The organism is Vibrio furnissii CIP 102972, from assembly GCF_000176175.1.
Lineage (GTDB): Bacteria > Pseudomonadota > Gammaproteobacteria > Enterobacterales > Vibrionaceae > Vibrio > Vibrio furnissii.
The window spans coordinates 557,453-570,709 of record NZ_ACZP01000014.1 but is presented as its reverse complement, the minus strand read 5'-3'; the positions used below and the strand labels follow the sequence as shown (position 1 = coordinate 570,709).

11 protein-coding genes are annotated in these 13,257 nt (G+C 52.9%); 5 read left to right on the top strand and 6 right to left on the bottom strand.

Going from position 1 to position 13,257, the window contains the following annotated elements; genetic code table 11:
• Positions 1–19 precede the first annotated feature (19 nt).
• Positions 20–1,084 carry an MBL fold metallo-hydrolase gene (locus VFA_RS12800; protein ID WP_004727260.1) on the bottom strand — a complete coding sequence of 355 codons (1,065 nt, stop codon included), beginning with the start codon at positions 1,082–1,084 and terminating at the stop codon, positions 20–22.
• A 189-nt stretch (positions 1,085–1,273) separates the two neighbouring features.
• Here VFA_RS12800 and VFA_RS12795 point away from each other — a divergent pair, with 189 nt between their 5' ends.
• Positions 1,274–1,882, top strand: a complete 609-nt coding sequence (locus VFA_RS12795; protein WP_004727259.1) for a TetR/AcrR family transcriptional regulator — start codon at positions 1,274–1,276, stop codon at positions 1,880–1,882.
• A 174-nt stretch (positions 1,883–2,056) separates the two neighbouring features.
• A complete protein-coding gene (gene aroG, locus VFA_RS12790; protein WP_004727258.1) occupies positions 2,057–3,109 on the top strand; it encodes a 3-deoxy-7-phosphoheptulonate synthase AroG in 1,053 nt (350 codons plus the stop codon).
• Positions 3,110–3,193: 84 nt separating this feature from the next.
• On the opposite strand, the gene VFA_RS12785 is transcribed toward aroG, so the two are convergent.
• A complete protein-coding gene (locus VFA_RS12785; protein WP_004727257.1) occupies positions 3,194–4,543 on the bottom strand; it encodes an MATE family efflux transporter in 1,350 nt (449 codons plus the stop codon).
• A gap of 159 nt (positions 4,544–4,702) precedes the next feature.
• Between VFA_RS12785 and VFA_RS12780 the strand changes: the two genes are divergently transcribed.
• The 3 genes from VFA_RS12780 to VFA_RS12770 all read left to right on the top strand — a co-directional run bounded on the left by VFA_RS12780 (position 4,703) and on the right by VFA_RS12770 (position 9,782).
• Positions 4,703–5,677: a GGDEF domain-containing protein gene (locus VFA_RS12780; protein ID WP_004727256.1), complete on the top strand. Its 975-nt coding sequence runs from the start codon at positions 4,703–4,705 to the stop codon at positions 5,675–5,677.
• Between the two features lie 118 nt (positions 5,678–5,795).
• Entirely contained in the window at positions 5,796–6,875 is a 1,080-nt protein-coding gene (locus tag VFA_RS12775) for a threonine aldolase family protein (protein ID WP_004727255.1), read from the top strand.
• Positions 6,876–6,896: 21 nt separating this feature from the next.
• Positions 6,897–9,782 (top strand): alkaline phosphatase family protein, encoded by a 2,886-nt coding sequence (locus VFA_RS12770; RefSeq protein ID WP_004727254.1) that lies wholly within the window; start codon positions 6,897–6,899, stop codon positions 9,780–9,782.
• Between the two features lie 18 nt (positions 9,783–9,800).
• Here the strand turns inward: VFA_RS12770 and VFA_RS12765 are convergent, their stop codons facing one another.
• The 4 genes from VFA_RS12765 to VFA_RS12750 form a co-directional block, all read right to left on the bottom strand.
• Complete coding sequence (locus tag VFA_RS12765; protein WP_050780265.1) at positions 9,801–10,727, bottom strand: DMT family transporter; 927 nt, start codon at positions 10,725–10,727, stop codon at positions 9,801–9,803.
• Between the two features lie 170 nt (positions 10,728–10,897).
• Positions 10,898–11,617 (bottom strand): AraC family transcriptional regulator, encoded by a 720-nt coding sequence (locus tag VFA_RS12760; protein ID WP_004727252.1) that lies wholly within the window; start codon positions 11,615–11,617, stop codon positions 10,898–10,900.
• A 136-nt stretch (positions 11,618–11,753) separates the two neighbouring features.
• The gene (locus tag VFA_RS12755) at positions 11,754–12,548 is read right to left on the bottom strand and encodes a PhzF family phenazine biosynthesis protein (RefSeq protein ID WP_004727250.1); all 795 of its coding nucleotides are present in this window, start codon (positions 12,546–12,548) and stop codon (positions 11,754–11,756) included.
• A gap of 113 nt (positions 12,549–12,661) precedes the next feature.
• Positions 12,662–13,201, bottom strand: coding sequence for a hypothetical protein (locus VFA_RS12750; protein ID WP_004727249.1), 540 nt, complete (start codon positions 13,199–13,201; stop codon positions 12,662–12,664).
• Between the last annotated feature and the right edge of the window lie 56 nt (positions 13,202–13,257).

The following is a 13,257-nucleotide window of genomic DNA, read 5'->3' as shown; positions in this document are numbered from 1 at the left end:
GCTATCGCGTGCGGCTTAGTTAGTTTGGCGTGTTCAAACATGGTGCTGTTGCTGCACTTGGCTCGCGTTCACTGGCGTGATTGAGCCACCATGCTTCCAAGGGCGCTGGTTGTGCAATCAGCATGCGTTCACCAATCATCGGTGCGGTTACCGTGACATTCAGTGCGCGCGCCAGTTTCGTCACTTGTTCCAAGGGCTCGTACCAGCGATGCAAGGACAAATCAAAGGTGCTGTTGTGAATGGGCAGCATGACTTTACCTTTCAGATCCAAGTGCGCTTGCAGGCTTTCTCGCGGGAACATGTGAACGTCCGACCAAAGTGAGCTGTAGGCACCCGTTTCCACGAGCGTGAGGTCAAACGGACCATAGCGGTCGCCAATCTGTTTAAAGCCGCCGAAGTAACCTGAATCGCCGCTGAAAAATACCGATTTGTCCTGACCACGGATGACCCAACTGCCCCACAAGGTCGTGTTGCGATCATTCAGACCCCGCCCTGAGAAATGCTGCGTTGGCGTGAACACAAACTCTGTGTTGCCGATGGTCGCACTTTGCCACCAAGACAATTCACTCATCTTTTCTGCCGGCAGTCCCCACTTGACCATCAATTTGCCCACTTCAAGCGGCACCAGAAAACGTCCGACGTGGTTAGCCAGCAGTTTGACCGCGGCTTTGTCTAGGTGGTCATAGTGATCATGGCTGATCAGCACCACATCAATGAAGGGTAATTCGGCAAGCGAAATGGGGGTGTCGTGAAAGCGTTTCGGGCCCATCCATTGCACTGGGGAGGCGCGATCACTGAATACGGGATCCGTGAGGATCCATTGTCCATCCAGTTTCATCAGCACGGTGGAATGGCCAAGACGATAAACCACGTCTTGATCTTCTTGGGTTAGCTGCTCAGTGGTGATCGACTGAACAGGTATCGGCTTTTTTGGCTCAGCTTCCTCACGATCAGCGGTTAAATAGGCCCATGAAATGGTCAGGAAGTCACGCATGGTGGTTTTGGTCACGACTTCGCTGTTGGCAAATTTGCCATCAAGCATGGGAAGTTCGTTCGCGGTTGAGCAGGTTGTTTCGATATTCATATCTTCCTCCTGTGGTGTGCGATGACACAAACGCCTCGAGACATCTTTAGCGATCAACATGAAGTGTTTGTGACGAATATTAGAAGTTTTAAAGTAAACTAGTCGGTGTAGTTTACATATTGAGTAGTGAAAAGTAAACTGCTTAGTGTAATATTGACCAAAAATGAACATGCAACCAAGGCAAGTAAGATGAAAAAGACTCGCAGTGAATTGAAGCGCGAAGCCATATTGTCGGCGGCGATGGCGGCTTTTCGAGAGTTTGGCGCGCAAAATACCAGCATGGATAAAATTGCCGCCATGGCACAGGTGTCAAAGCGCACGGTCTATAACCATTTTGCGTCGAAAGAGATGCTGGTGATGACGTTGCTGGCAGATTTGTGGAAAGCCACAGCCAATTTGATGGATCCGGATCAACTGGCCTCGCTGCCCTTGAATGAGCAGTTGGAACAGCTGCTGTTGAGCGAAATCGAAATCCTCGCTTCCAGTGAGTACCTCGACTTGGCGAGAGTGGTGTTAGGGCACTATTTGTATCGTCCAGAAGAATTGACACAGCATTCTGAACAGATGGCGATGAAAGAGACTCAGCTCGCGCGTTGGCTGACACATCAGGGTGACGCGAAGCGCCTGACGATTGAAGACATTGAGTTGGCTAACATCCAGTTACACAGTTTGATCAAAGGCAGTTGCTTCTGGCCGCAAATCTTAGGGTTAAAGCCTTCTTTAACCGAAGCGCAGCGCCGTAAACTGGCCCAACAAAGCGCCCAGTTCTTCCTCAGTCATTACGGTGTAAAAAAATAATTACACTGCAGTTTTGGTGTAAATAATTTACACATATTGCTTTTGACAAAAAATAATGGTTGCGCTTACTTCGTGAAGTGGATAAGTTACGGGAAGAGCAAATGACGCTGCTCTTGGGAGAGGCTGTTTCCGTTCGAACAGCCAGCAGCGGCAAGATATAGGAAGAAGTAAGCGATGCACCAAACTGATGATGTAAATATTAAACAAATTAAAGAGTTGTTACCCCCTGTTGCTGTGCTGGAAAAATACCCAGCGACTGAAGTTGCTTCTTCGACGACATTTCAAGCCCGCGAAGCGATCCACAACATTTTGCAAGACAAAGACGATCGCCTATTGGTGGTGGTTGGTCCGTGTTCGATTCATGATACGCAAGCGGCTATCGAGTACGGCAAACGCCTGAAAGTGCTGCGCGATGAACTGAGTGGCCAGCTTGAAGTGGTGATGCGTGTTTACTTCGAAAAACCGCGTACCACGGTGGGTTGGAAAGGGCTGATTAACGACCCGTACCTCAACGATACTTACGAAATCAACGACGGTGTGCGCATTGGCCGCAAACTGCTGCTGGATTTGACCGACATGGGCATGCCAACTGCCAGTGAATTCCTCGATATGATCACGCCGCAGTACATTGCTGATCTGATCAGCTGGGGTGCCATCGGCGCACGTACTACGGAATCTCAGGTACACCGTGAGCTATCATCGGGTTTGTCATGCCCTGTGGGTTTCAAAAATGGTACCGATGGCAACATCAAGATTGCAGCCGATGCCATTCGCTCAGCAAGCGCGTCTCACAATTTTCTCTCCGTGACCAAATACGGCCATTCAGCGATTGTTGAAACGGCGGGTAACCCGGATTGCCACATCATTTTGCGCGGCGGCAAAGAGCCAAACTACAGTGCGGCCCATGTGGGTGACGTGAAGCAGAAACTGGAAGCGTCAGGTTTGTCGCAGAAAGTGATGATTGATTTCAGCCATGCGAACAGCTCGAAACAGTACCAGCGTCAAATGGTGGTTGCAGACGACATCGCCACGCAAATCTCGAGTGGTGAACATGCCATTTTCGGCGTGATGATTGAATCGCATCTGGTGGAAGGTCGTCAGGACTTGGTGGAAGGTCAAGCGCCGGTTTACGGTCAGTCGATTACCGATGCTTGTATCGGTTGGGATGACACTGAAACGGTTCTGCGCCAGTTGGCAGCTGCGGTGGAAGCTCGTCGCAATCGCTAAGTGTGGATGGCCATCGATACCATACCAAGATAGATATTTCCATATAAAAAAGGCGCTCATCAGAGCGCCTTTTTCGTTGTGATCTCAACACGTTCGGTCAACTTGGTTGATGCTCATTTCAATGCGATGCAGCGCGCGCTGGTAAATGCTCCACGCGGTCGCACCCGCTAAAATATTGCCGATAAAGGCGCCAACAAACAGCCCTTTCAGGTCGCCGATTTGCGCGCCGAGCCACAGACATGGCAAGAAGAACGCAAACAGACGCAGTGCCGAAATCGTCAACGCGACATAGGATTTCCCTAGCGCATTGGAGACGGACACCATCAACATACAGATGCCCAATGGCCCCAAGCTGAGCGGCACCACGGTCAGGTGCCAGTTCAGAATTGACTCCACACTCTCTTCACTGGTCATCAGCCCTGCCAATGGCGTGGCGAGCGACAACGTGATGAGTGCGATCAGCACTTGAGACACCAGCACGAAACGAATCGCGATCGTGACCAATTTACGAATATCTGCAATGTTGTCGGAACCGAGCAAGCGACCCACCATCGGAGGAATGGACATGGTCAGCGCTAGCACAGACACAATCGCAAAAAATTCAAAGCGCGAACCCAGTGCCCATGCGGCCACGGCTGCGGTGCCAAAGCCGGCCAGTAATTTGGTCGCCAGCATGGAAGAGAGAGGGGGCAGCAATTGGCTCAGCATCGCGGGACCCATGATATGGCCGATAGAACGCACACTGTGGGCGATGTTGAGATCGCGCCAATCAAACAGCATCCAGTGTTTGGCGGAGACGCGCGGCGCGACGATGACAATCCCGATGCCAAAGGCCAAAATGGTCGCGATGGCAGCACCGTTAATGCCCAGATCAAAGGTGAAAATAAACAGCGGATCCAGCAACAAGTTCAAGACGCTGGTGATCATCATCATGGTGCCCGGCAGCATGGTGTTGCCATTGGCGCGACAAATGCTGTACAAAAAGTATAAGACAGCGCCTGTCCATGCACTCACCACCCACCAAATCCAGTAACTGTCGATGATGGGAAACACGCTGTCTGGTGCGCCAAGTAGCCCCAGAATGGGATGGCGTAAAAGGTACAGCACCACGCCGAAGACCGCGACCCCGATGCTCCCCATGGCAACGACTAAGCCGCCCAGCTGTTTGGCGTACTTTTCTTGACCGGCGCCCAGCGCGCGCGAAATTACCGCGGTGGTGGCAATGCCCAAGCCGACCTGAATCCCGATGATGATCATCTGAATGGGCATGGTAAAGCCTTGCGCGGCGAGTGGTAGCACGCCAAGTTGGCCGATAAAGGCACTGTCGACGAGTTGAAAACTCATCAGCGACAGGACGCCGAAGAGCATCGGCCAGGTCATTTGGAACAACTGGCGCGACAACGAAGGGGGAGTGATGGTTTGACGGTTTTGCATGGGAACCTATCGGTTTGTTGAATATCAACGAGTGGTTTGTCAGCTAATATGCGGGCGAAAGTTCGGAAATCAACCGGCATGTCTGCATGACAAACATTTACCTGACTCCGCAACTCAACTATTGTAGAAGCATGTTAACAGTGTAACCAGCTAGTCGCTATGCAAAAACCAGCCAAACCTATCGATGAACAACAACGCATTGCCAGCTTACATAAGCTCGGTATTTTAGACTCCGCGCCGGAGGAACGTTTTGATCGCGTGACTCGTTTGGCTCGGCGTCTCTTTGATGTCCCGATTGCACTGGTCACCTTGGTGGATGAAAAGCGCCAGTGGTTTAAGTCCAGCTTTGGGCTCAACGTGAGTGAAACGCCGCGGGATATCTCGTTTTGTGGTCATGCCATTTTGGGTGACGAGCCGTTTATCATCAACAATGCCGTTGCCGATGAACGTTTTGCCGATAATCCGCTGGTCACCGACAATCCGCACATTCGCTTTTACGCGGGCGTGCCTTTGGTGTTTCAAGACGGTTCGAAACTGGGCACGCTATGCATCATTGATACTGAACCACGCAATCTCAATCACGACGAGATCATTGATTTGCTGGATTTGGCCAAAATGGCTGAACGAGAGCTGGCGGCCACGCATAATGCCTCGGTCGATGAGCTGACCAACATCTCGAATCGCCGTGGCTTTTTGTCGTTGGTGAGCAAAAGCTTGATGCACTGCCGCTTTAATCGCATTCCCTATTGCTTGGCGTTTTTTGACCTGAATGGTTTCAAAGCGATCAACGATCAGCTCGGGCACTCGGTTGGGGATGATGCATTACAGGATTTTGCCCAGCTCATGTTGAGCAGTTTTCGCGAATCGGATTTGATTGCCCGCCTTGGTGGAGACGAATTTGTGGTGTTCATGTCATCCACGCTCGACGAGGAAGCGCAGCGAGCCATCGAGCGCTTTCGTCATGCGGTGACGGAATTTAACGACACCGCGAATCGACCGTATCAACTGGCGTTTTGCAGTGGCACCGTGGCGGGGGATGGCTTGTCTGAAGTGCATATTGATACCTTGCTTGAACAAGCGGATCAGGTCATGTATCGCCAGAAATCGCAGATTCGCGCGGCCAAAACACGTTAAATCTCAGACGCAGAACCGCGTTCCTCACTGCGTTTCACAGTTTTCATGCATCAGTATCGAAAATTCATTCGAGAGTGATATCGTTTCGCTGAGATGATATGCAATAGGATGAGAACGTATGGATGCTGATCTTCGCCAACACTGCCACACCTTTATCGCGGGCAACCATGAACCAGACCCGGCCACGCTGTTTCGCCAGATGGCTGAGTGGTGCGAAACCCATGCGGTGGACCATGATGCTTACGGCAGCGGAAACACCATTCAGAATTTTGAACAGCAAGTCGCCGAGCGATTGGGCTTTGAGGCGGCGCTGTTTGTCATCACCGGTACCATGACCCAACCCACCGCGCTGCAACTGGTGTGTCAGGAAAAGCGTTGCTCGGTGGTCGCAATGCATGAAACGTGTCATATCTTCACCCATGAAGCGCAGGGGTATCAGATGCAGCAACGTTTTCAGGTGCTGCCCATTGGTGACCGTCATCGCCCGTGGCTGGTGCAGGATCTCAAAGCGTGGCCAGATGAAATTGCGGCGGCGGTGTACGAACTACCGATGCGTGAGCTTGGGGGCCAGTTGCCGAGTTGGCAACAGCTGGAAGCGGTCAAAACCTACTGCGCTGAACAGGGTATTCACCTACACATGGATGGCGCGCGGTTGTGGGAATCGGCAGCGTTTTATCAAAAGAGTTATCGCGACATCGCTGCCGGTTTTCACACCGCGTATGTCTCGTTGTATAAAGGCATCAATGGATTGGGCGGTTCGATGTTGCTCGGCAGCCAAGCGTTTATCAATAAAGCGGCGGTGTGGATGCGCCGTCAGGGAGGTAATGTCTATCATCGCACGCCTTATGTGGTATCCGCCGCGATGCAGTTTGAGCCGCGTTTGGCTGTCATGCCCGTGCTGTTTGAACGCACACAACAGATTTATCAGATTCTGCTCGATTACCCTGAATTCACCCTTAATCCGATTGAGCCGCAAGCCAACATGCTGCATCTCTATCTGCCGCTGAGCGTCGACAATGCCATTGTGCTGCGTAACCGCCTCGCATCAGACAAGAAAATCTGGCTCGGTCATCCACAAAGTGCGCCGCAACCCAATCAAAGCTTCATCGAGTGGTATGTGGGCGATCGACTGCTCAACATGCCCGATCATCAGCTGATCGAAGTACTCGATTGGATACGCGATCAACTCAACGCCTAATGCGTGACGGAATCTTTCTCTATGTCCTCTGTTAAATTGATGCGTCAGGCACCGCTTATCGCTGCGGTGTCGGCCTGTTTACTCGCATCGCCTGCCCAAGCGGGGCTGGGCGATACACCGCTCATTGGCGGAGTGTTTAACTCCGCAGCCATCCTTAAAAATCAGATTGTTTCATCGCTCAGCTATTCGACCACCGTGGCGCGAGATGCCACGCTGTTTACCATTGCCGGCGTATCGCTGGATACCTACATTCTGACCTTGCCACTGGATGCGAAAGTCAAAGCTCGCGTGATGAAACAGATCACCGATCCGCGTTACGCCATTCCGCTCGGCTATTTCCTTTATCAATATTACGACCGTTACGCGGGAATTGAACCGGGCGACCAGTTCAAAGCGTATCTCAGCACGGTGTACGACGATCAGGCGCTCAAAGGCTTTGAACACAGCTTATATCACGTGGGGAATAAACCCACGGATGAACCTGAGATGCGCAGTAAAGATCAGGCACATCAGGAAGGGATTAAAATTGATCGTGATTTCATCGCTACTCTGGTGACGCTCTATGATGCGTTGGTTCAGGTGGGCGAGTGGCAACATGTGGATCAACTGCCGCCGCAGTACCAATACCTGAGCGGTAGCGCGCAAGACAAAGCCTTGGTCGCGAAGATTCAACCCATCGTGGTTGGGCTGCTGGAGAAAGCGGCATCGGGTATGCAGGATGGCGACATGAAACATGCGCTACTGGCGGTGATGGATGATGCCAAACCTGCCAACGCCAGCAAAATCAACAACAAAGCGGAAGCTGTGACCGTCAGCTTGATTGATTTTGTGCGTCTCAATGTGCTCAAAGGGTATCGCCAGTTTTTGTATCAGCAAGAACGCACGGAACGTTTGACGGATTGGCTGGTGGATACGCTCGACAGTAACCCGGCACAGGTGGTGGATTTTCTGCGTTCTCAGCAGCAGCGCCGTCTTGCGGTGCAGGTGACCGTTGATGGTTTGCAACAAGGGTTGATGCAGGGGCTGGTTGATCCGAGCCAGCCATTTATCGGTGAAGTGTACCGCCGTCAGGTCAATGCGGCATCGATGCGTTCACCGCTGACGGATGAGCAGCCCGCCCATCAGCAACAGGTGCGCTTTATGCAAATTCTCGCTGAGCAGCCGTATCACGATCCCTATTACCTACCGTTCTTTAAACGTCTCTACAGCAGTGATCACAGTAATATCGTGCAGGTAGGAATTTCCTCGACGCCCACCATCAGCGTGCGCAACCTGCCGCTGATCAAAACCGGGGCGAAGGTCTCTGGCGATGGCGGCACCGGCATTCCCAATTTCCACTTTGTTGACCGTCAGGCAGACCGAGCGTATTACTTCTACGGCAATGATGCACTGCAGCTCGATAAGCTGGTTGGCGAACGTCACGTTCAAACCATGTTTGATCGTTTGGATTATCTCAAAACGCTTAACTGCAACGCGCAATACGACTGGAATGCGCACGTGACCTACGATGGTTTAATCAACCTCGGTGTTGGCGAGGCGCAGCGTGACTTTTGTGAAAAACGCTGCTTGCGCGACCTCGAAGCACGAGCAAAAGTGGAGCAATCGCTGCATGGCGTGCGCGCAACACTGATTGAGCAGGTGAGCGCCTATCAGGACATTTCCCAATGGGCAGTTTACACGCGTCTGAGCCGTAAATGGGCGTTGCAACAGGCACTGGCTGATTATGCCGAGCAAGACATGCACGGCTTGCCGGATTACACCTTGGTGTACAACCCGTGGCCGGATCATTTCGCCCATTTTACCGGCCCGTTCAGCGATGAAGTCATCATGCCCACGGGCGAGCTCAACCGCCTCGATTACTGGTTAGGGCGGATGGAAAAGGCTTATCGGGATGCCGGTGTGTATGAGCGCACCTTGTGGGGAATGGCGGGGGATCACGGCTTGGCGCCGGTCTATTTTGCGCTCAATCCGGAAAAGCAGATTTTTACCCCGCTGGCGAAAGCACTCGGAATCACGATTCATCTGGAAAAAATCTCTTCGGATGAAGGGGAAGGGCCAAAGTTGACCAATGCACTCAATCCGCCGGGTTATCATCAGGTTGATGTGGTGGTTGCCTCGACGGCGGGCGGCAACTTCATGCTCGATTTCTTTAATGCCAAAGCGGGTTGGCAGGTGCAGCCGGTGTATCAGGAATTGACCCAATGGCAACCGGCGGAAAGCGATATGCCAGTCGATGTGATCGCCGAAAGTGTGCAGCGCCTAGGGGACACGCTGGATTACTTGGTGGTACGCGAAAGTGCCTGCACTGTGAACCAATGTGCGGTGCGCTTGGTTGGCGAACGCGACGGCCAGCGGGTGGATGAGATCATTCGTAAACAAGGCGACAAACTCTATTACGCAGGTGTCAATGGCAAGGCGCGCCTGCTGGATGTGCAAGTACTCAATCCTTATCTGTCGTCACCAAGCGAACAGGCGCTCAACCAGTACGCCAAGTTGGTGGATCAATGCCTTTATGCCGCCAAAGCGGAAGATGTGGCGAGTTGGTGTGATGCCGCTCAGTGGCGCGACTTAACCCGCTTTAGCGCGCGGCCCGATTCGGTGAATCAGCTCGCGGCCCTCTACGAAGAGGATCGCGCAGGCACCGTTAACCTGTTTCCTCGTGATGGCATTGGCTACAACACCAAAGTGCCGGGGCGTCATGCTGGGGAAAGCTATTTAGAAAAAGATGCGTTTCTGGGCTTTTGGGGCGCGCCAGTGGGCGCCAATCATGAGCCGCTGCTGAGTGAAGCGAACGGCTCGTTGGCGCCGACGTTGTTTGAGTATTTAACCGGTGAACCGGTGGTGCCGGGCCAAGATGGCTGGGGTTTTCCATCGCTGCTCAACCGGCTGGATATTCACCAACCGTAAAGGCGCTCATGCGGCTTGTCACGCTGAGCCAGACGCTGCGATTACTTGCTGCGCACGTCTGGCTTTGTCGTGTTGATACCCCCACACACTGGCGGCAACGGTGATGACGCCCACCCATGACATCACGCTGAGCGTGGTGCCAAATAGGGCGTAATCAAACAGAATGGTGAGCACTGGAATGCAATAAAACAGCACGCTGACCTGACTGGCCGACTGATGTTTGAGCATCAACATCAACAGCAGCAATGCGCCTGTGGAGACCACCACACTCATCCACAGCAGCGCGACGACCAACTGCGGATTCCAAAGCATGTACCACGGCTGAGTCAGTTGAATGGCACCAAAGATCAACAGCGCGATGCTGTTTTGGCTGACCACGGAATCTAAGTTATCCAACTGAATTCGCCCCTGACAGATGGTGCCGACCGTAATGGCCGCCAGCGCCAGCAATGCCCAACCGATCCCATGCCAATTGAGCGCGCCCAATTGTGCCGAACCTGCGACTGCCAAGCACAAGCCAGCAAAGCCAAACAGCAGAAACAGAGCGGCGCGGCGGCTTTGACGCTGGCGAGCCAGCAACGGCGTGATCAAGGGTTGCAAACCGAGGATCACGGTGACGAGGCCCGGAGAGAGCCCGCTGGAAATGGCTAAGAAATAAGTACTGAGGTAACCAGCCTGCAGCAGCAAACCCGAGCCCAGCAGGTTCCAGCGCGTGGCGCGAGAGCTGTGCGCCAAACGCGGAAGCCAACGACCACGCATGACGCGCAGCAGCAGCAGTGTTAAGGCCAGCGAGATGGCTGAACGGGCGATCAAAAAGCTCCACACGGACGCCTGTGCGACCCCCAATTTGACCATGACCGCCCCACTGCTCCACATCAACAAAAACAGAATGGGAGCCAGCGTCAATAGGGATATCGAAGGGGTGAAACGCATCGTTCGCAACATGGATTAATCTCGGTTTGATCTATGAGTTCTCTCGATGATAAAGAGAATTTTTATCCTGTTTGTGCAGAAAAGACACTTTGATACGCCGCAACGCTCATTTTGATGTTCAACTCTGAGTGGGGGACGATGCGCGTCGTGATGCTTGTAGTGAGGCATGTCGAGATGCGTCGTTATTTGCTGTAAAGCCGAGTGTAGAACTTGGGGGGCTGGCCAAAGTAGCGGCTGAAACTGCGACTGAACGCTGACGGATCTTGAAACCCTACCTGCTCGGCGATCAGGCCGATGGGATAATCAGAGTGTGTCAGTAGCGCGCGAGCCCGTTCCATCCTCAATTGAGTCAGATATTGAAACGTCGTCATCCCCAGATTGGTTTTGAATAGGTTTTTGTATTGCGTGGTGCTTAAGCACGCGATGCTGGCCAGTTCATTGATGGTGAGCGGTTGCGCCAGATGATCGCGCATCGCTTGCACCGCTTTTTGAATGCGTGGATCAATGGCGCGCGCAAAGCCTTGCTTGGCTAACAGAGCCAAAAACAGCGCCAACGTCATCGCTTCAACGGTGGGATCTACCTGCGTGCGGAGCTGTTTATCGACAAATTGAATGTATGCTAAGGCCGCAGGATCCAATTGAAAACTGACCACGCTGGACGCGCTGAGGTTGGGGGGCAGTTCATGGAGATCGGCCACCAAAAAGCGAAACGTTTCTGGCGCACTGAAATCATGACGCGCCCCGGCGCGCACCACCACGCAATCGCCGAAACCGCATTTGAGCACTACGTCATCGACGGCGATGTCGATGTAGCCCGACAGCGGTAAGACCAACTGATGATAGTGGTGGACGTGGCTCGTCGCGTGCGCTGAATAGGAGCGAATGGAAAGCCGGTCACGCATGATCAATCCCAATGCTGCTGGTGCATTTGCTGGTCGTGGGGATGGCGCGTGGCCTGTTCAGCGCGATGTGCCTGCTGTGGTCGCAAAGCATAAAGTCGTCCTGCATTGAATGAAAGTCTCACCAAGAGTGAAGGCGTTAATCAACCTGTATTGTGCCATGTAAATAGAGGACGCCGTGGCCGGAAACCATCACGTGCTCGCCTTGCCAGTCGCATTGCAACACGCCGCCACGGTGTGAGGCTTGATACGCAATCAATTCGGTTTTTCCCAGACGTTCACCCCAAAATGGCGCCAAACCGGCATGAATGGAGCCAGTCACGGGATCTTCATCGCCGCCGTTCGCGGGCCAGAAATAGCGCGAGATAAAATCATAATCGTTCGATTGGGCTGTTGCCACGACATCATACGGAGCCAATTGTTTGAGTTGCTCATTATCGCGCAGCACCTCAAGCACGGCCTGTTCATCGTGATACACCGCAAAATACGCTTGTGGGCTGAGCCAAACTTCATCCGGCGTGATGGACAACCCGGCGAGAAGGGGCGCTGGTATGTCGTCAACGGGCTGCGGCGCACGGTTGGGAAAGCGCATCGTAATGCGTTTGTCTGCAGTTTGAGTGACGCTGAGTGTGCCGACCGCCGCGGTCTCAAAATTTAAAGGGGCGTCACACGCGAAGTGGTTGAATAGCACGTACGCTGATGCCAGCGTCGCGTGGCCACAGAAATCAATTTCGGTCAGCGGCGAAAACCAACGAATCGCGTAGTGATTTGCAGCCAAGCGTTTGATAAATGCCGTTTCCGACAGGTTATTTTCCTGAGCGATGGCGAGCATCTGTGCATCACTCAACCAGTGGGTGACTGGCACGACCGCCGCTGAATTGCCTTTAAAGCGTTCAGTGGTAAACGCGTCGACAACAAACAGTTCCAATTCCATGTTGCGCTTCCGATTCCTTGGTGTGATTTTTAACATACAGAAAATCAGCAAGATAGCAACGGTATCTCAGGAAGAAAACGCGAAGCGGCACCGTCGCCGCCTCGCGCAGCGGGTCAGCTATTGTCAATCATCTGCATGATTTTTTTCATCATCACGGGCTTGAGACGTTGGGCGGCTTGCTTGTCTTCTTGCGTCATGCAGCGCTGTAACAGTGCAATGATCTTGTTTTGATTGATGATTTCGATTTCCAGCTCGGCGCGGCTGTCGGCGGGTAAGGTATTCAACATCGCTTCGCTGGATTTGAGCACCATCTGCATCTCTTCTAAGCTCATCCATTGCAGCTTGTGGGTGAACTCATAATAGTCGACGGGCGCAAAGCCGTGACGTTTGGCGATCGCTTCTACCTCGGCCACGTCGTTGGCAGGCGCGGTGGCGACCGCATCTTGGTAATGGCGTTGCCAGTCGCAATGCGTGGCGAAGGTGAGCTCGGTTGCCGGTTCATCCGGTTCGTACGAACTGTCATCCAACGCATCGCGTTCTTGCATGATTTGCAGATAGGTATTGAGGTTTTTCTCGGTTAAGACGGTTTTAGCCAACGTCGGGGTTGAGCAGAGCATCAGCAGTGAACCCGCCCACAAGGGGAAGCGTTTCATACAGCAGTTCCTTTGGTATTTAAGCCAACTGGCATCAGGGCTATTATTATGTTTTT

What these genes read in the sequence shown, in the direction of transcription:
- VFA_RS12800 (WP_004727260.1), bottom strand. Translation starts at nt 1,084, where the DNA reads ATGAATATCGAAACAACCTGCTCAACCGCGAACGAACTTCCCATGCTT.
- VFA_RS12795 (WP_004727259.1), top strand. Translation starts at nt 1,274, where the DNA reads ATGAAAAAGACTCGCAGTGAATTGAAGCGCGAAGCCATATTGTCGGCG.
- aroG (WP_004727258.1), top strand. Translation starts at nt 2,057, where the DNA reads ATGCACCAAACTGATGATGTAAATATTAAACAAATTAAAGAGTTGTTA.
- VFA_RS12785 (WP_004727257.1), bottom strand. Translation starts at nt 4,543, where the DNA reads ATGCAAAACCGTCAAACCATCACTCCCCCTTCGTTGTCGCGCCAGTTG.
- VFA_RS12780 (WP_004727256.1), top strand. Translation starts at nt 4,703, where the DNA reads ATGCAAAAACCAGCCAAACCTATCGATGAACAACAACGCATTGCCAGC.
- VFA_RS12775 (WP_004727255.1), top strand. Translation starts at nt 5,796, where the DNA reads ATGGATGCTGATCTTCGCCAACACTGCCACACCTTTATCGCGGGCAAC.
- VFA_RS12770 (WP_004727254.1), top strand. Translation starts at nt 6,897, where the DNA reads ATGTCCTCTGTTAAATTGATGCGTCAGGCACCGCTTATCGCTGCGGTG.
- VFA_RS12765 (WP_050780265.1), bottom strand. Translation starts at nt 10,727, where the DNA reads ATGTTGCGAACGATGCGTTTCACCCCTTCGATATCCCTATTGACGCTG.
- VFA_RS12760 (WP_004727252.1), bottom strand. Translation starts at nt 11,617, where the DNA reads ATGCGTGACCGGCTTTCCATTCGCTCCTATTCAGCGCACGCGACGAGC.
- VFA_RS12755 (WP_004727250.1), bottom strand. Translation starts at nt 12,548, where the DNA reads ATGGAATTGGAACTGTTTGTTGTCGACGCGTTTACCACTGAACGCTTT.
- VFA_RS12750 (WP_004727249.1), bottom strand. Translation starts at nt 13,201, where the DNA reads ATGAAACGCTTCCCCTTGTGGGCGGGTTCACTGCTGATGCTCTGCTCA.